The sequence below is a fragment of the Chromobacterium haemolyticum DSM 19808 genome, from assembly GCF_000711885.1.
Taxonomy (GTDB): Bacteria; Pseudomonadota; Gammaproteobacteria; order Burkholderiales; family Chromobacteriaceae; genus Chromobacterium; species Chromobacterium haemolyticum.
The window spans coordinates 21,412-37,744 of record NZ_JONK01000011.1 but is presented as its reverse complement, the minus strand read 5'-3'; the positions used below and the strand labels follow the sequence as shown (position 1 = coordinate 37,744).

The 16,333-nt window shown below is 64.1% G+C and carries 15 protein-coding genes; 1 reads left to right on the top strand and 14 read right to left on the bottom strand.

The window, feature by feature from the left end:
• Positions 1-53 precede the first annotated feature (53 nt).
• The gene (gene panS / locus BR71_RS08190) at positions 54-995 is read left to right on the top strand and encodes a ketopantoate/pantoate/pantothenate transporter PanS (protein WP_043635507.1); all 942 of its coding nucleotides are present in this window, start codon (positions 54-56) and stop codon (positions 993-995) included.
• Between the two features lie 34 nt (positions 996-1,029).
• Here the strand turns inward: panS and moaC are convergent, their stop codons facing one another.
• The 14 genes from moaC to BR71_RS08115 form a co-directional block, all read right to left on the bottom strand.
• Positions 1,030-1,509, bottom strand: coding sequence for a cyclic pyranopterin monophosphate synthase MoaC (gene moaC, locus BR71_RS08185; RefSeq protein WP_043635503.1), 480 nt, complete (start codon positions 1,507-1,509; stop codon positions 1,030-1,032).
• Positions 1,510-1,676: 167 nt separating this feature from the next.
• Complete coding sequence (locus BR71_RS08180; RefSeq protein WP_019102328.1) at positions 1,677-1,859, bottom strand: hypothetical protein; 183 nt, start codon at positions 1,857-1,859, stop codon at positions 1,677-1,679.
• A gap of 2 nt (positions 1,860-1,861) precedes the next feature.
• Positions 1,862-2,773 carry a UDP-3-O-acyl-N-acetylglucosamine deacetylase gene (gene lpxC, locus BR71_RS08175; RefSeq protein WP_043635701.1) on the bottom strand — a complete coding sequence of 304 codons (912 nt, stop codon included), beginning with the start codon at positions 2,771-2,773 and terminating at the stop codon, positions 1,862-1,864.
• Between the two features lie 111 nt (positions 2,774-2,884).
• Complete coding sequence (gene ftsZ / locus BR71_RS08170) at positions 2,885-4,075, bottom strand: cell division protein FtsZ (RefSeq protein ID WP_039755403.1); 1,191 nt, start codon at positions 4,073-4,075, stop codon at positions 2,885-2,887.
• 232 nt (positions 4,076-4,307) lie between these two features.
• Positions 4,308-5,546 (bottom strand): cell division protein FtsA, encoded by a 1,239-nt coding sequence (ftsA, locus tag BR71_RS08160; protein WP_043592377.1) that lies wholly within the window; start codon positions 5,544-5,546, stop codon positions 4,308-4,310.
• 19 nt (positions 5,547-5,565) lie between these two features.
• Positions 5,566-6,291, bottom strand: a complete 726-nt coding sequence (locus BR71_RS08155; protein ID WP_019102324.1) for a cell division protein FtsQ/DivIB — start codon at positions 6,289-6,291, stop codon at positions 5,566-5,568.
• Positions 6,281-7,192: a D-alanine--D-alanine ligase gene (locus BR71_RS08150; RefSeq protein WP_043592438.1), complete on the bottom strand. Its 912-nt coding sequence runs from the start codon at positions 7,190-7,192 to the stop codon at positions 6,281-6,283. The genes BR71_RS08155 and BR71_RS08150 overlap by 11 nt, the downstream gene beginning before the upstream one ends.
• A gap of 23 nt (positions 7,193-7,215) precedes the next feature.
• Positions 7,216-8,607, bottom strand: a complete 1,392-nt coding sequence (gene murC, locus BR71_RS08145; RefSeq protein WP_043635495.1) for a UDP-N-acetylmuramate--L-alanine ligase — start codon at positions 8,605-8,607, stop codon at positions 7,216-7,218.
• 37 nt (positions 8,608-8,644) lie between these two features.
• Positions 8,645-9,727 carry an undecaprenyldiphospho-muramoylpentapeptide beta-N-acetylglucosaminyltransferase gene (gene murG, locus BR71_RS08140; protein ID WP_043635493.1) on the bottom strand — a complete coding sequence of 361 codons (1,083 nt, stop codon included), beginning with the start codon at positions 9,725-9,727 and terminating at the stop codon, positions 8,645-8,647.
• Between the two features lie 134 nt (positions 9,728-9,861).
• Positions 9,862-11,019 carry a putative lipid II flippase FtsW gene (gene ftsW / locus BR71_RS08135; protein ID WP_052370435.1) on the bottom strand — a complete coding sequence of 386 codons (1,158 nt, stop codon included), beginning with the start codon at positions 11,017-11,019 and terminating at the stop codon, positions 9,862-9,864.
• The gene (murD, locus tag BR71_RS08130; protein WP_043635490.1) at positions 11,016-12,395 is read right to left on the bottom strand and encodes a UDP-N-acetylmuramoyl-L-alanine--D-glutamate ligase; all 1,380 of its coding nucleotides are present in this window, start codon (positions 12,393-12,395) and stop codon (positions 11,016-11,018) included. Before murD ends, ftsW begins: the two co-directional genes overlap by 4 nt.
• Before the next feature lie 8 nt (positions 12,396-12,403).
• Positions 12,404-13,489: a phospho-N-acetylmuramoyl-pentapeptide-transferase gene (mraY, locus tag BR71_RS08125; protein WP_043635488.1), complete on the bottom strand. Its 1,086-nt coding sequence runs from the start codon at positions 13,487-13,489 to the stop codon at positions 12,404-12,406.
• Position 13,490: 1 nt separating this feature from the next.
• Entirely contained in the window at positions 13,491-14,852 is a 1,362-nt protein-coding gene (locus tag BR71_RS08120; RefSeq protein WP_043635485.1) for a UDP-N-acetylmuramoyl-tripeptide--D-alanyl-D-alanine ligase, read from the bottom strand.
• Positions 14,849-16,330: a UDP-N-acetylmuramoyl-L-alanyl-D-glutamate--2,6-diaminopimelate ligase gene (locus tag BR71_RS08115; RefSeq protein ID WP_043635481.1), complete on the bottom strand. Its 1,482-nt coding sequence runs from the start codon at positions 16,328-16,330 to the stop codon at positions 14,849-14,851. Before BR71_RS08115 ends, BR71_RS08120 begins: the two co-directional genes overlap by 4 nt.
• Positions 16,331-16,333 lie beyond the last annotated feature (3 nt).

Genomic DNA, 16,333 nt, shown 5'->3' with positions numbered 1-16,333 from the left:
GCGCCGGGGTCCATCGCCTATGATGTGCGGATTATCCGCCGTCAGGAGTCGCCGTGCTCGCCAAGATCACCCGCCTGTTTCCGCTATGGGCCTTGCTGCTATCCGCCATCGCTTACCAGCGGCCGGCGACGTTCACCCCCTTGCTGCCACATACCGGCCTGCTGCTGGCGGTGATCATGTTCGCCATGGGACTAACGCTGACGCTGGACGATTTCAAACGGGTGCTGAGCCGGCCGGCGCCGGTATTGGCCGGACTCGGTCTGCACTATCTGGTGATGCCGCTGGCGGCCTGGGCGCTGGCGCGGCTGTTCCAGATGCCGCCGCAACTGGCCATCGGCATGATTCTGGTGGGCAGCGTCGCCAGCGGCACCGCGTCCAATGTGATCATCTATCTATCGCGCGGCGATGTGGCGCTATCGGTCACCATCTCTTCGCTGTCCACGCTGGTGGGCGTGGTGGCCACGCCCTTGCTGACCCGGCTGTACGTGGACGCGGCGATCAAGGTGGAAGTGGCGGCGATACTGCTGAGCATTCTCCAAATCGTCATCCTGCCGATAGGGCTGGGCCTGCTGGCCCACCGTTTCTTCGCGCCTCAGGTCCGCCGGTTGGAGCCGCTGCTGCCGCTGTTGTCGATGCTGGCCATCGTCGCGCTGATCGCCGCCATCGTCGCCGGCAGCAAGAACCACATCGCCGCGGTGGGCGGGCTGACCATTCTGGCGGTGATGCTGCACAACGCCATCGGGCTCTTGGGCGGGTATTGGGGAGGACGCTTGCTGGGCTTCGACGAATCGGTATGCCGCACGCTGGCGATTGAGGTGGGCATGCAGAACTCCGGCCTGGCCGCCCAGTTGGGCAAGGCCTACTTCAGCCCGCTGGCGGCTCTGCCGGGGGCGCTGTTTTCGGTCTGGCACAATATTTCCGGCTCGCTGCTGGCCGGCTATTGGCGGGACAAGCCCGCCGAGCGGACGCTGGCCAGTGCGGAACAACACGGGTAACGACACATGAGACTGCGCGCGACATTGCACCGGATCAGCTCTCCACCCGCCAATGCCCGCTCTTGCCGCCCTCTTTCTCCAGCAGCCGCACGCCGTCGATGACCATGCCGCGGTCCACCGCCTTGCACATATCGTAAATGGTCAACAGGCCGACGTTGGCGGCGGTCAGCGCCTCCATTTCCACCCCGGTCTGGCCGCTGCATTCCGCGGTGACTTCGATGCGCACGGCGTTGTCGGCCTCCAGCAGTTCGAAGTCCACCGCCACGCGGGTCAGCGCGATCGGGTGGCAGAGCGGGATCAGGTCCGCGGCTTTCTTGGACGCCATGATGGCGGCGATCCGAGCGATGCCGAGCACGTCGCCTTTTTTATGGCCGCCGCCCTTCACCAGCGCGAAGGTGGCGGGCAGCATGCGGATATGGCCTTCGGCCACCGCGCGGCGGCGGGTGTGCGCCTTGGCGCCGACGTCGACCATATGGGCCTGGCCGCCGGCATCGAAATGTGTCAATTTGGACATGGGTTCATCACTCCTCCGGCCCGCTTAGAACCTGTTTACGATCTGCTGCGCTTCGGCGATACAGCGTTGAAAACTCCCTCAAAATGCTCATGTACCACGAGTACATTCCGCTTTTTCGCTAGTTTTCGCCTTGTCTCGCTCTTGCTCGCGAGATCGTAAACAGGCTCTTAGGACAGTAGCCGGTAAATCAGCCAGAAGGCGCTGACCAGTACCACCAGGCCGCCGCTCCAGCGGGCGATGCGGCCAAGGTAGCGCAGGTAGAGCGGATTGCGGGTCAATAGATAACAGACGCCTGCCCAGCCCAACAACAGGATGGTGACGAGCAGCCACAAGCGCCAGAAGCCGAACACCGCTAGGCCACCTCCGGCAGCCGGTGGAAGCTGGACGGCGCGTCCAGCGGATCGTCGTAGCTGACGTATTCCCAGGCTTCCGGCGTTTCCAGCAGCTTGCGCAACAGCTTGTTGTTCATCGCGTGGCCGGATTTGTGGCCGGAGAAGGCGGCGATCAACGGGTGGCCGATGATGTAGAGGTCGCCGATGGCGTCCAGGATTTTATGGCGGACGAATTCATCCGGAAAGCGCAGGCCTTCCGGGTTCAGCACGTATTCGTCGTCGATGACGATGGCGTTGTCCAGGCTGCCGCCACGGCCCAGCCCGTGGTTGCGCATGTATTCCACCTCGTGCATGAAGCCGAAGGTGCGCGCGCGGCTGATCTCGTCGGTATAGGAGTGGCGCGCGAAATCCACCGCTACGGTCTGCGGCGCCAGATTGAAGGCCGGATGGTTGAAGTCTATGGACAAGGTGACCTTGAAGCCGTCATGCGGCTCCAGCTTGACCCACACGCCGCGCTCTTCCACCTCCACCGTCCGGGTGACGCGGATGAAGCGCTTCTTGGCATTCTGCTCGGCCACGCCCGCGGTCTGCAGCAGGTAAATGAAAGGGGCGGCGGATCCGTCCATGATGGGGATTTCCGCCGCCGTGACCTCAATCACGAGGTTGTCGATGCCAAAGCCCGCCAGGGCCGACATCAAATGCTCGATCGTGCCGACACGCACGCCGGTGTCAGTCACCAGCGTGGAGGAGAGTCGCGTGTCGTTGACGAGCGATGGATCCACTTTCACCTCCACCGGCTCGGGCAAGTCGGTGCGGCGAAAGACGATCCCGGTGTCGGGCGCGGCCGGCAGCAGGGTGAGTTTCACCCGCTCGCCGGAGTGCAAACCCACACCCGTGGCGCTTATCGCTTGTTTCAGCGTGCGCTGCAATATCATGTCGGACTTCTCAAACGGATGGGAACGCCCGATTCTAGCACAGTCAAAAACCGCACTTTATTGATTGATTTGCAGTATTAAATAGCTTTCTTCTATAGCGACTCCGCCTCAGTCCGCCTGCTTGCGCAGGAAGGCCGGGATATCGTAGCTTTCGCTCACTTCCGGATTGGAGAAGTCCATGGACGGCGCGGCGCGGCGACGGCCCTGGCGCATGATGGCCGGGGTGTCGAAGTCGTCGTAGCTGACCACTTCCACCGCGCGGTCGTCGGTGCCGGTCTTCACGATCTTGATGTACTCCGGACGCTCCTCGGTGTTGCGCGCGGTCTTCTTCTGGCCCAGACCAGTAGCGATCAAGGTCACGCGGATGGTGTCTTCCGGCATGTCTTCCACTTCGGCGGTGCCGAACTTGATCTGCGCGTCTTCGTCCGCGTACTGGCGCACGATGCCCATGATTTCGCGATACTCGCTCATCTTCAGGCAACCCGGCGCGGTGGAGATGTTAACCAGCACGCCGCGCGCGCCTTCCAGAGTGATGTTGTCCAGCAGCGGGCTGGCCACGGCCTGCTCGGCGGCCACGCGGGCGCGGTCGATGCCGGAAGCGTAGGCGGAACCCATCATCGCCAGGCCCATTTCGCTCATCACAGTGCGCACGTCGGCAAAGTCGACGTTGATCAGGCCCGGGCAAGTGATGACTTCGGCAATGCCGGCCACCGCGCCCTTGAGCACATCGTCGGCGGCGCGGAAGGCTTCGCGCATGGTCACGTCGTCGCCCAGCACTTCCATCAGTTTTTCATTGGGGATCACGATCAGCGAATCGACGTGCTTTTTCAGGTCTTCGATGCCGTTCTGCGCCACTTTCATGCGCTTGCCTTCGTGCTCGAACGGACGAGTGACCACGCCCACGGTCAGGATACCCATTTCCTTGGCCACTTCCGCCACTACCGGCGCCGCGCCGGTGCCGGTGCCGCCGCCCATGCCGGCGGTGACGAACACCATATTGGAGCCGCGCAGCATCTCGGCGATGCGCTCGCGGTCTTCCAGCGCCGCGCTGCGGCCCACTTCCGGATTGGCGCCCGCGCCCAGGCCGCGGGTCAGGTTGTTGCCCAACTGCAGTTTTTGCGGCGACTTGTTGCGCAGCAGCGACTGAGCGTCGGTATTGGCGCAGATGAATTCCACGCCGTGCACATTGCCGTCGATCATGTTGTCGATGGCGTTGCAACCGCCGCCGCCAACGCCGATGACTTTGATGATCGCCACATTGGCGGTTTCTTGCATAACTTCAAAGACCATTCCGCTCATTTTCCTCTCCTCAATAAAGATGAGCTACCTACCCGATACATCTGCCCGATCGCTATCGTGGCCAGCGTGTGCGCCGGCCGCGTAGCGCTTAGTAAAATGTTCACGATCCTGCAAGCTAAAGCGAGACCAGGCGAAAACAGCTGAAGAAGCGGAATGTACATACGGTACATGAGCATTCTGAAGCCGTTTTCAACGCCGTATCGCCGACGCGCAGCGGATCGTAAACAAACTCCTAGAAATTGCCAGCGAACCACGCCTTCATGCGCGAGAACATCTGGCCCACGCCCGCCGACTCCACCTTGGGGCCGGTATGCGTTTGAATCTGATCCTTGCCGTACAACAGCAGGCCGACGCCGGTGGAGAAGCGCGGGGTCTTCACCACTTCCGCCAGGCCGCCCACATACTTGGGCACGCCAACGCGCACCGGCATGTGGAACACTTCCTCCGCCAACTCCACCATGCCCGGCATCAGGCTGGCGCCGCCGGTCAGCACGATGCCGGAGGACAGCAAATCCTCAAAACCGCTGCGGCGCAGTTCCTGCTGCACCAGTTGGAACAGCTCTTCCACCCGCGGCTCAACCACTTCAGCCAGCGTGGCGCGCGACATCTGACGCGGCCCGCGCTCGCCCACGCCCGGCACTTCTATCATCTGGCTGGGGTCGGCCATCGCCACCAGCGCCACCGCGTGCTGGATCTTGATGTCCTCGGCCTCCTTGGTGGGCGTGCGCAAGGCCATGGCGATGTCGTTGGTGATCTGATCGCCGGCGATCGGTATCACCGCGGTGTGGCGGATCGCGCCGTTGGCGTACACCGCGATGTCGGTGGTGCCGCCGCCGATGTCGATCAGGCACACGCCCAGGTCTTTTTCGTCCTCCGACAGCACCGCGATGGCGGAAGCCATCGGCTGCAATACCAGGTCGGACACTTCCAGGCCGCAGCGGCGCACGCACTTGGTCACGTTCTGGGCGGCGGACACCGCGCCGGTGACGATGTGCACCTTGGCTTCCAGCCGCACTCCGCTCATGCCCAGCGGTTCGCGCACGCCTTCCTGACCGTCGATGCTGTATTCCTGAGTCAGGATGTGCAGCACCTGATGGTCCGGCGGGATGGTCACCGCGCGCGCGGTTTCAATCACGCGGTCGATGTCCATCTTGGTGACTTCGCGATCCTTGATCGCCACCATGCCGTGCGAGTTCACGCTCTTGATGTGGCTGCCGGCAATGCCGGCGAACACTTCGTGAATCTTGCAATCGGCCATCAGCTCGGCCTCTTCCAGCGCGCGCTGGATGGCCTGCACCGTGGATTCGATGTTCACCACCATGCCGCGCTTCAAACCGCGCGACGGGGTGTGGCCCATGCCGACGATATTGAGTTGGCCGTCCTCCAGGACTTCTGCGACGATCGCCACGATCTTGGATGTGCCGATGTCGAGGCCAACCAGCATGTTCTTGCTTTCCTTTGGTTTGCTCACCTGTCGCTCCAACTGCTAATTACTTGTTTCCCTTGGCCGGCGGCGCCTTGTAATCGGGCATCCGCACGGCGAATCCATTCGGGTAGCGCATATCCACGTATTCCACGTGATACGGCAACGCCGCCAATTTGCTCTTCCAGTACTGGGCGAAGCGGCGGGCGCGCGGACTTACGTCGTTGCGTCCCAACTCCAGCTGCACCTGGTTGTCCAGCCCCACTTTCCAGGCGCGGCGGCTGGACAGCCACAGCGCCGCGGGCTTGACGCCCGCCGGAGCCAGATCCTGGCGCAGCCCGCCCAGCATTTCGCTCATGTCCTTCTCTGCCCCCGCCGGCCCGTAAAACACCGGCAGGTCCTGATCGCTGGCGGCGTCGAACCGCTCTCCTCGGGTATTGACCAGGCCGTTCTCTCCCCAGCGCGCAAGCGCCACATGCTCTTCCACCGAAATGTCCAGCGCGTCCGGCCAGCGCCGTCGCACCTGGGCATCCCGCACCCACGGCAATTTGCCGAAGGCCGCCCGCGTCTTGTCGATGTCCAGCGTGAAGAAGGTGCCGGACAGTTCATGCTCGGCAATGAACTTCAGCTGTTCCGGCGTCACGCGTTTCATGTCGCCGCGAATCTGGATCTTCTTCACCGGAAACACCGGAGCGTGCGTCAACCAGAACCCTCCTGCATACAGCAACATCAGCGCTGCGGCGGCCAGCATCAAATTGGCCAGGCCTCTTAGCAACCGATGGTTATCCCACATGCACCATATCCAGCACCTTGAGGCACAAATCCTCGTAACTGATGCCCATCGCCCGCGCCGCCATCGGCACCAGGCTGTGGCTGGTCATGCCCGGATTGGTGTTGGCTTCCAGCAAGTAAATGCCTCCGGCCTCGTCCATCAGGAAATCCACCCGGCCCCAGCCGCGGCCGCCCAATACGCGGAACGCCGCCAGCGACAGTTCGCGCGCGCGCTGTTCCAGCGCTTCGCTCAGGCCGGACGGGCAACGGTAGACGGTGTCGTCGCGGAAATACTTGGCGTCGTAGTCGTAGAACTCGGTCGCCGGCTCGATCTTGATCGTCGGATAGGCCGTGTCGCCTATCACCGCACAGGTGTACTCGCCGCCGCCGATGAATCGCTCGGCAATCACGATGCTGTCGTATTTGCGCGCCTCTTCGAACGCGGCTTTCAGTTCGCCCGGCTGCTTGACCTTGGTCACGCCGATGCTGGAGCCCTCAGTGGCCGGCTTGACGAAGATGGGCAGACCAAGCTTGGCCTCCACCGCGGCGAAGTCGCTGTTCTCGTCCAGCAGCTCGAATTCCGGGATCGGCAGGCCGGCGCCTTGCCACAACAGCTTGGTGCGCCATTTGTCCATGCAGATCGCCGACGCCATCACCCCGCAGCCGGTATACGGCAGCCCCATGCTTTCCAGCACGCCTTGCAAGGTGCCGTCTTCTCCGAAAGGGCCGTGCAGGATGTTGAACACGCGGTCGAAGCCTTCTTCCTTCAACGCGCTCAGCGGTTGTTCCGACGGATCGAACTTGTGAGCGTTCACGCCGCGGGACTGCAGGGCCTTGAGCACGCCGGCGCCGCTCATCAGCGACACTTCGCGCTCGGAGGAGCTCCCGCCCATCATCACCGCCACCTTGCCGTACTGCGTCATTGCCTTGTCCTTGTCATTCATCATCACGCGCCCGCCGCCACTTTGGCCGGCACCGCGCCGATGGAGCCCGCGCCCATGGTCACCACCACGTCGCCGTCGCGAGCCTGATCGAAAATGGTCTGCTGCATCTCGACGATGTCCTCGACGAACACCGGCTCCACCTTGCCCAAAACCCGCACCGCGCGCGCCAAGGCGCGACCGTCGGCGGCCACAATGGGCGCTTCGCCGGCGGCGTAGACTTCGGACAGCAACAAGGCGTCCACGCTGGACAGCACCTTGACGAAGTCTTCAAACAGATCCCGGGTGCGGGTGTAGCGGTGCGGCTGGAAGGCCAGCACCAGACGCTTGTCCGGGAAGGCGCCGCGCACCGCGGCCAGCGTGGCGGCCATTTCCACCGGGTGATGGCCGTAGTCGTCCACCAGGGTGAAGCTGCCGCCGTCCTTGGCCGGCACTTCGCCATAGCGCTGGAAACGGCGGCCGACGCCGGCGAACTCGGCCAGGCCTTGCTGGATCGCTTCCACGCTGGCTCCGCACTCCAGGCCGATGGCGATGGCGGACAGCGCGTTGAGCACGTTGTGGCGGCCCGGCATGTTCAGCACAACAGGAAAGCGCACTTCCTTGCCGTTCTTCACCACCACGTCGAAATGCATCTGGCCGGCCGCGGCGCGGATGTTCTCCGCGTAGATGTCGGCGGAATCGTCCAGGCCATAAGTGGTCACCGGCTTGGTGATGCGGCCGCGGATCTCGCGCACATTGGGATCGTCCACGCACAGCACCGCGCGGCCGTAGAACGGCAAGCGCTGCAGAAAGTCCACGAAAGCCTGCTTGAGCTTGTCGAAGCTGTGGTCGTAGGTGTCCATGTGATCGGCGTCGATATTGGTCACCACCGCCATCACCGGAGTCAGGTGCAAGAAGGAGGCGTCCGATTCGTCGGCCTCGGCCACCAGGAATTCGCCGGACCCCAGGCGCGCGTTGGTGCCGGCCGCGGTCAGCTTGCCGCCGATGACGAAAGTGGGATCCAAACCAGCCGCGCCCAGCACCGAGGCGGTCAGGCTGGTGGTGGTGGTCTTGCCGTGGGTGCCGGCGATGGCGATGCCCTGCTTGAAGCGCATCAACTCAGCCAACATCAGCGCGCGCGGGATCACCGGAATTTTGTTGGCGCGCGCTTCCAGCACTTCAGGATTGTCGGACTTGACCGCAGTGGAGGTCACCACCACGTCGGCGCCATGCATATAAGTGGCGTCGTGGCCGTAGAACACGCGTATGCCCTGATCGATCAACCGCTTGCTGGTGGCGCTTTCCGCCATGTCGGAGCCGGACACGGTAAAGCCCAGGCCGTGCAGCACCTCCGCGATGCCGCACATGCCCACGCCGCCGATGCCGACGAAATGTATGTGTTTGACCCTGTGTTTCATGTCTGTGTCTCTGCTTGAGCGCTCATATGACGCCCTGTCATTCCCTGGCCAGCTGCTGGCACAGGTCGGCCACCCGACCGGCCGCGCCGGAATGGGCCAGCGCGCGCGCGCGTTCGGCCTTGTCCAGCAACTGGTCTCTATCCAAACCCGCCAACAAGCCCGCAAGCCCATCGGCGTTCAATTCTTTCTGCGGCAGATGCCAGGCCGCGCCGGCCTTCGCCATCCACTCGGCGTTGTCGCGCTGATGGCCGGTGGTGGACACCACCAGCGGCACCAGCACGCTGGGCACGCCGGCCGCGCACAATTCGCTGACCGTGATCGCGCCAGCGCGGCAAATCACCAAATCGCATTCGGCCAGGCGCTTTGGCATGTCGTCGACGAAGGGCAACAATTCCACCTGATCCCGCAAGCCAGCAGCCTGATAAGCCGCTTCGACCGCGGCGAAATTCGCCTCGCCGGTCTGATGCGTCAATTGCGGCCGCTTGTCCGCCGGTAACTTGGCCATCGCCTGCGGCAAGGTGTCATTCAAAACCTTGGCGCCCAGGCTGCCCCCCACCACCAACACCTTCAGCGGGCCGCCGCGGCCGGCAAAACGCTCAGCCGGCGCGGCAATGCTCTCGATCTCGCCTCGCACCGGATTACCGGTGACCAGCGCCTTGCCGTTGCGCGCCGCGTCCCCATCGAAACCGCAGACCAGTTTCTTGGCGAACGGCAGCAAGGCTTTATTGCTCAACAACAGGCCGGCGTCGGCGTTGACCAAGACCAGCGGCTTCCACAGCAGGCCAGCCATCACGCCGCCGGGCAGGCAGACATAGCCGCCCATGCCCAGCACCACGTCCGGGCGATGGCGGAAAATCTGCGCCGCGCTGCTGAAGAAAGCGCCAAGCAGCTGCAAAGCGCCCTTGGCCGAGCCCAACAGGCCCTTGCCGCGCACGCCGTGGAAATTCAGCCGTTCCAGCGGAATGCCGGTGGGCGGCACCAACTTGTTCTCCATGCCGCGCCGGGTGCCCAGCCACACCACATTCCAGCCCCGGCTTTGCAATTCCTTGGCCACGGCAAGGCCGGGGACGATGTGTCCACCCGTACCAGCCGCCATCACCATGACCGTGCGATTCGCCATCTCTAATCCGTTCCGTTAACTCTCGTTGCCGCGCATCGTGCGCCGGTTTTCGCTTCGCCCTTCGGGCTTGCAGAAACCGAAGGAGACGGCGCCAAGGCGCCTGGAAAGGCTTACCGCCTTTCCTGAATGCGGGGCTAAACCTTATAGCCCCGCATAATCCTTCGGTTTTCATAATCAACCCGCAGCAGCACCGCCACCGCGATCAAATTCATCAACATCGCCGAGCCGCCGAAGGACATCAGCGGCAAGGTCAAACCCTTGGTCGGCAGCAGGCCCATATTCACCCCGATGTTGAAAAACACCTGGATGCCGAGCCAGATGCCCAGACCCTGCGCCACCAGCGACTGGTAATAGCGCTCCAGCTTTTTCGACTCCACGCCGATGTGGAAGGCGCGCCGCACAATCCAGGCGTACAGACCCACCACCACGCAAATGCCGGCAAAACCGAACTCTTCCGAAATCACCGCCATGATGAAGTCGGTATGCGCCTCCGGCAGGTAAAACAGCTTCTCTATGCTGCCGCCCAGGCCGACGCCGAACCACTCGCCGCGACCGATGGCGATCAAGGAGTGCGACAACTGATAGCCCTTGCCGTACGGGTCGTCCCACGGGTCCATGAAACCCAGCACCCGCTTCAAGCGATACGGCGAGGAGATGATCAGCACCACGATGGCGCCCACCGCCATCACCGCCAGCCCGCTGAAGATGCGCATATTGATGCCGCCAAGGAAAAGCAGGCCCATCGCGATGCTCATCACCACCATCAACGCGCCGAAGTCCGGCTCGCGCAGCAGCAGGAAGGCCACCACCACCATGGCGGCGAACATCGGCGCGAAGCCTTCTTTCAGGCTGTGCAGCAGATGGCTCTTGCGCACGGTGTAATCCGCCGCGTACAGCACGGTGGCGAACTTCATCACTTCTGACGGCTGCAGGTTCAACACAAACAAGTTGATCCAGCGCCGCGAGCCGTTGACCATCTTGCCGATGCCGGGAATCAGCACCAGCACCAGCAACACCAGCCCAATCAGGAAAATCTTGCCGGAGTACTTCTGCCAGAACGCCGTCGGAATCTGGAAGGCGATATAGGCCGCGCTCAGCCCTATCGTCATGAAGATCATGTGGCGGATCAGGTAGAAGTAACGGTTGTGCGTGGCCGCGTCGGCCTCGGCGTAGGCGATGGACGCCGAGTACACCATCACCAGGCTGATCGACAACAGCAGGGCCAGCGCCCAAGACAGCGCTTCGTCGAACGGCTTGATGGCGGCGTAGCGCCGGGCTCCGTGCACGATCATGGCCGCGTCGCCTCGGTTTGCCGCGCCTTCAGTTCGCGCACGGTGTCGATGAACACCTGGGCGCGATGCGCGTAGTTGCGGAACATGTCCAGGCTGGCGCAAGCCGGCGACAGCAGCACCACATCGCCGGGCCGCGCCAGCTCAGCCGCGCGGCGGGTGGCTTCTTCCAGCGTCGCGCAGTCGTGCAGCGGAAGACCGGAGTCCGCCAGCGCGGCGCGAATCTTGCCGGCGTCGCGGCCAATCAACAGCACGGCGCGGGCGATGCGGCGGCAGGCCGGCGCCAGCGGCGCGAAATCCTGTCCCTTGCCGTCACCGCCGGCGATCAACACCACCGGACGGGTCATGCCGTTCAGGGCCGCCTCGGTGGCGCCGACATTGGTGCCCTTGGAATCATCGATAAACGCAACCGAACCGACTTCGTCCACCAACTCGACGCGATGTTCCAGACCCTGAAAGGTTTTCAGCCCTTGCAGCAGCGCCGCGCGCGGCGCGCCCACGGCTTCGCACAAAGCCAGCGCGGCCAGCGCGTTGGCGGCGTTGTGCAGGCCTTGCAGACGCATTTCGGCGCAATCGAAGGCCCGCTCTCCGTCCAGGCTCAGCCAGTAGCGGCCGTCATCCTGCTGCAACGCGAATGCGGCATTCTCTGTCAGCGAAAACCATTTGACCACGCGGCCGGGCCGCGCCATGGCGCGCACCAGCGCATCGTCTCGGTTCAGCACTTGAACGCCGCCGCCGCGGAACACCCGGGTCTTGGTATGGGCGTAGTCCAGCAGATCGTCGTAGCGGTCCAGGTGGTCTTCGGAAATATTCAGCACCGTGGCGGCATCGGCCTCCAGCGTAAGAGTGGACTCCAGTTGAAAACTGGATAGCTCCAGCACCCACACGTCCGGGCGCTTGCCGCTTTGTTCGCGTTCCAGTTGCGCTTCCAGCACCGCCAGGCCGATATTGCCGGCCACTACCGCGTCCAGGCCGGCGGCGGCGCACAAATGGCCCGCCAGGCTGGTGACGGTGCTCTTGCCGTTGGAACCCGTGATGGCGATCACCTTGCTGCCGTCGCCGCGAATCGCCCGCGCCAGCACTTCGATATCGCCTATCACCTCGCCGCCGGCTTGGCGGAAGGCGGCAACGGCCGGGTTCTTCAGCGGCACGCCCGGACTCAGCACCAGCAAGTCGGCGTCGGCGAAGGTCTGTTCGTTGAAGTCGCCGCCGCGCACTTCCGCCTGCGGCAGGAAGGCGCGCAGTTCGGCCACGCGCTCGGCCGACGGTTTTGCGTCGGCCACGCTCACGCGCGCGCCGTGCGCGGCCAGGTAGCGCGCGGCCGCCAAGCCCGAGCCCCCCAAGCCCACTACCACGACGTGACGATTCGCGTAATCCATGTTCTTCCTCAACGCAGCTTGATGGTGGACAAGCCGGCCAACACCAGCATCATGGTGATGATCCAGAAACGCACCACCACTTGCGTTTCCTTCCAGCCTTTCAATTCATAGTGGTGATGCAGCGGCGCCATGCGGAACACCCGTTTGCCGGTGAGCTTGAACGAAGCCACTTGAATCATCACGGACAGCGCTTCCACCACGAACAGGCCGCCCATGATCAGCAATACAATCTCCTGGCGCACAATCACGGCCACGGTGCCTAGCGCCGCGCCCAGGGCCAGCGCGCCCACATCACCCATGAACACTTGGGCCGGATAGGCGTTGAACCATAAAAAACCCAAACAGGCGCCGCACATCGCGGCGCAGAACACCACCACCTCGTGCGCGCCGGGAATGAAGGGCAGGCCCAGATATTTGGAAAACACCGCGTGGCCGGCAACGTAGGCGAAGATGGACAGCCCGGCCGCCACCAGCACGGTGGGCAAGGCCGCCAGACCATCCAGGCCATCGGTCAGATTCACCGCGTTGGAGGTGCCGACGATGACGAAGTAGGTGAGCACGCAAAAACCGATGGCGCCCAACGGGTAGGCGACGGTCTTGACGAAGGGCACGATCAGCTCGGTGGACGCCGGCAGCTTGGCGGTGGCGATCAGAAACACGCCGGCGCCGATGGCGATGGCTGACTGCCAAGCCATCTTGAACTTGGCGGACACGCCTTTCGGGTCCTTGTACACCACCTTGCGCCAGTCGTCGTAAAAACCCAGCGCGCCGGTGCCGAACATGACAGCCAACAGCAGCCATACGTATTTGTTCGACAGGTCGGCCCACAAGAGCGTGGTCAGACCGATGGCCAGCAGGATCAGCGAACCGCCCATGGTCGGAGTCCCCGCCTTGATCAGATGGGTCTGCGGGCCGTCGTTGCGTACCGCCTGGCCCACTTTGAGTTCGGTCAACTTGCGGATCACCCACGGTCCCAGCAGCAGCGAGATCGCCAGCGCGGTCAGCGCCGCCATCACCGCGCGCAGCGTGATGTAGTTGAAGACGTTGAAGGCCCGGATGTGGGAGCCCAGCAGTTCAGCCAGCCAGAGCAGCACGTTATTGTTCCTCTCTTAATTGTTGCATCAGGTGTTCCACCACCCGTTCCATGCGCATGAAGCGCGACCCCTTGACCAGAACGGAGGCACCCGACGGCAACTGCCGGTCGAGAAACTCGTACAACTCGTCAATCGAATCAAAATGTTTGCCGCCCGCGCCGCAGGCGACGGCGGCGTGACGCGAGGCTTCGCCCAAGGTCAGCAGCAGATCAATGCCGCGCGCCTGGGCGTACTCGCCCACTTCCGCGTGCAGCGCATCGGCGGCTTCGCCCAATTCGCCGATGTCGCCCATCACGAAGCAGCGCGGCGCGGGCAAGCGCCTCAGCACGTCGATTCCGGCCTTCATCGAGTCCGGGTTGGCGTTGTAACTGTCGTCGATCACGCTCAAGCCGCGCGGACTTTGCTTGAGCTGCAAACGGCCCTTGGCCCCGCCGAAGGCCGCCAGACCGGCGGCGATGCCATCCAACGGCACGCCGGCGGCCAGGGCCAGGCTGGCGGCGGCCAGCGCGTTGCGCACATTGTGTTCGCCCGGCGCCGGCAGTTCTATCCGCCGCTCGCCGTCGGCGCAGCGCAGGGTGAAACGGCTGCTGAGCGCGCCCAGCTCGATGTCGGCGGCGTGAACATCAGCCTCGGCGTTCAGACCGAAGACGATCTGACGATGGCCGTCCGCCGCGCGGCGGAACAGCGCCAGATTGGCATCGTCGACATTCAGTACCGCCACGCCGTCGGCGTCCAGACCTTCGAAGATTTCCGCCTTGGCGCGCGCCACCTCCTCGGTGGAGCCGAAATAACCGAAGTGAGCGCGCATCGCGTTATTGACCAGCGCGATGCGCGGCCGGGCCAGGCCGGTCAGGTAGCGCAGCTCGCCATGATGGTTCATGCCCATTTCCAGCACCGCGTAGCGATGCGCCGGCGTCAGTTGCAGCAGGGTCAGCGGCAGGCCGATATCGTTGTTGAAATTGCCGGCGGTGGCCAGCACCGCGTCGGCCCCGGCGTGGCGACGCAGAATCGCCGCCAGCATTTCCTTGACCGTGGTCTTGCCGTTGGAGCCGGTGACGCCAATGCGCAGCGCCGGCAGGCGGAGCGCCCAGCCGGAGGCCAGCCGGCCCAGGGCCAGGTGAGTGTCCTCTACCGGGATCAGGCTGGCGCCGGGCAAGTCAAAATCCGCGCGCACTAGCGCGGCCGCGCCCTTGGCGACAACCTCGGCGACGAAGTCGTGGGCGTCGAAGCGTTCGCCCTTCAAGGCGACGAACAGATCGCCGGGACCGGCCTCGCGGCTATCGGTCACTACGCGCAGGATGTCGCCGTCCGGGCCGCTCAATGCGCCCTGGGCCAGTTCGGCGGCCTGCAGCAGCGTCATCATGCGCGTTCCCCCCAAGCGGTCAGCGCCTCTTCCGCCACGCGGAAGTCGGAGAACGGCCGTTTGACGCCGGCGATGTCCTGGTATTCCTCATGGCCCTTGCCGGCCACCAGCACCACGTCGCCGGCGCGCGCCTGGCCCACCGCCCAGTGGATGGCCGCTTCGCGGTCTACCTCAACGTGGGTGCGCGCGGCGTCCATGCCGGCCAACACGTCGCGCAGAATGGCTTGCGGGTCTTCAGTGCGCGGGTTGTCGCTGGTCAGCACCGCCACGTCGGCGATTTTCTCGGCGATGGCGCCCATCATCGGGCGCTTGCCCGGATCGCGGTCGCCGCCGCAGCCGAACACGCAGAACAGGCGGCCGCCTTCCGGGCGAATCTCGGCCAAGGTGGACAAGGCTTTTTCCAGCGCGTCCGGGGTGTGGGCGTAGTCGATCACCACTAGCGGCTCGTGCGCGCCGCCCACGCTCTGCATGCGGCCTCTCGCCGGCTGGATGCGCGCCATCACCGCGGCGGCGTCGCGCAGGCTGACGCCGTTGACACACAAGGTGGCCAGACAGGCCAGCAGATTAGCGGCGTTGAAGCGTCCCACCAAGCCGGTGCGCACATCGGCGATGCCCCAGGGGGTGGTCACTGTCAGTTGCAGGCCGTCCAGCGTCGCGGCCAGCGCCAGCGGACGCACATCGCCCTGCTCCAGGCCGTAAGTCACCACTTGGGTCTGGGCCGGATCGATTTCGGCGGCCAATTGCCTGCCGAATTCATCGTCGGCGTTGATCACCGCGTGTTTCAGGCCCTCCCAGAAAAACAGCTTCTTCTTGGATTCGCCGTAGGCTTCCATCGAACCGTGATAGTCCAGATGATCGCGAGTCAGATTAGTCAGCACCGCCGTGGCGAAGTCCACGCCGTTGACGCGGCTTTGATCCAGGCTGTGGCTGGATACCTCCATCGTCACCACATGCGCGCCCTGACGGCGGTATTCAGCCAGTTTCTGCTGAATGGTCACCGGGTCCGGCGTGGTGTGGGTGGTTTCGGTCAATTCGCCGTAAAAACCATTGCCGACGGTGCCGATCAGCGCCGCCTTCTGGCCCAGCAGCGAAAAAGCCTGCGCCAGCCAATGGGAAATAGAAGTCTTGCCGTTGGTGCCGGTGATGCCGATTACGCGCAGCGCGCGGCTGGGGTAACCGTAGACCTCGGCCGCCAGCATGCCGATGCGGTCGCGCAGATGCGGCACCGGCAGATTGGGGGCTTGCCACAGCGGGTTCCAGGCGAAGCCGCCGGCATCGTCCCACAACACCGCGGCCGCGCCTTTCGCCAACGCGGCCTGGATGTAGTCACGGCCGTCGGAATGCAGGCCGGGGCACGCCAGGAACACGTCGCCGGGCAGCACGCGGCGGCTGTCGGTCTCCACCCGCTTGACGGGCAGTCCCAACTGCTTGATGTCGGCCGGATTCCAATCCGGCATGGGGGTCAAACGGCTTTTCATGAT

What these genes read in the sequence shown, in the direction of transcription:
- murC (WP_043635495.1), bottom strand. Translation starts at nt 8,607, where the DNA reads ATGAAACACAGGGTCAAACACATACATTTCGTCGGCATCGGCGGCGTG.
- moaC (WP_043635503.1), bottom strand. Translation starts at nt 1,509, where the DNA reads ATGTCCAAATTGACACATTTCGATGCCGGCGGCCAGGCCCATATGGTC.
- BR71_RS08120 (WP_043635485.1), bottom strand. Translation starts at nt 14,852, where the DNA reads ATGATGACGCTGCTGCAGGCCGCCGAACTGGCCCAGGGCGCATTGAGC.
- BR71_RS08115 (WP_043635481.1), bottom strand. Translation starts at nt 16,330, where the DNA reads ATGAAAAGCCGTTTGACCCCCATGCCGGATTGGAATCCGGCCGACATC.
- BR71_RS08155 (WP_019102324.1), bottom strand. Translation starts at nt 6,291, where the DNA reads ATGTGGGATAACCATCGGTTGCTAAGAGGCCTGGCCAATTTGATGCTG.
- murG (WP_043635493.1), bottom strand. Translation starts at nt 9,727, where the DNA reads ATGGCGAATCGCACGGTCATGGTGATGGCGGCTGGTACGGGTGGACAC.
- ftsW (WP_052370435.1), bottom strand. Translation starts at nt 11,019, where the DNA reads ATGATCGTGCACGGAGCCCGGCGCTACGCCGCCATCAAGCCGTTCGAC.
- murD (WP_043635490.1), bottom strand. Translation starts at nt 12,395, where the DNA reads ATGGATTACGCGAATCGTCACGTCGTGGTAGTGGGCTTGGGGGGCTCG.
- BR71_RS08150 (WP_043592438.1), bottom strand. Translation starts at nt 7,192, where the DNA reads ATGACGCAGTACGGCAAGGTGGCGGTGATGATGGGCGGGAGCTCCTCC.
- ftsZ (WP_039755403.1), bottom strand. Translation starts at nt 4,075, where the DNA reads ATGAGCGGAATGGTCTTTGAAGTTATGCAAGAAACCGCCAATGTGGCG.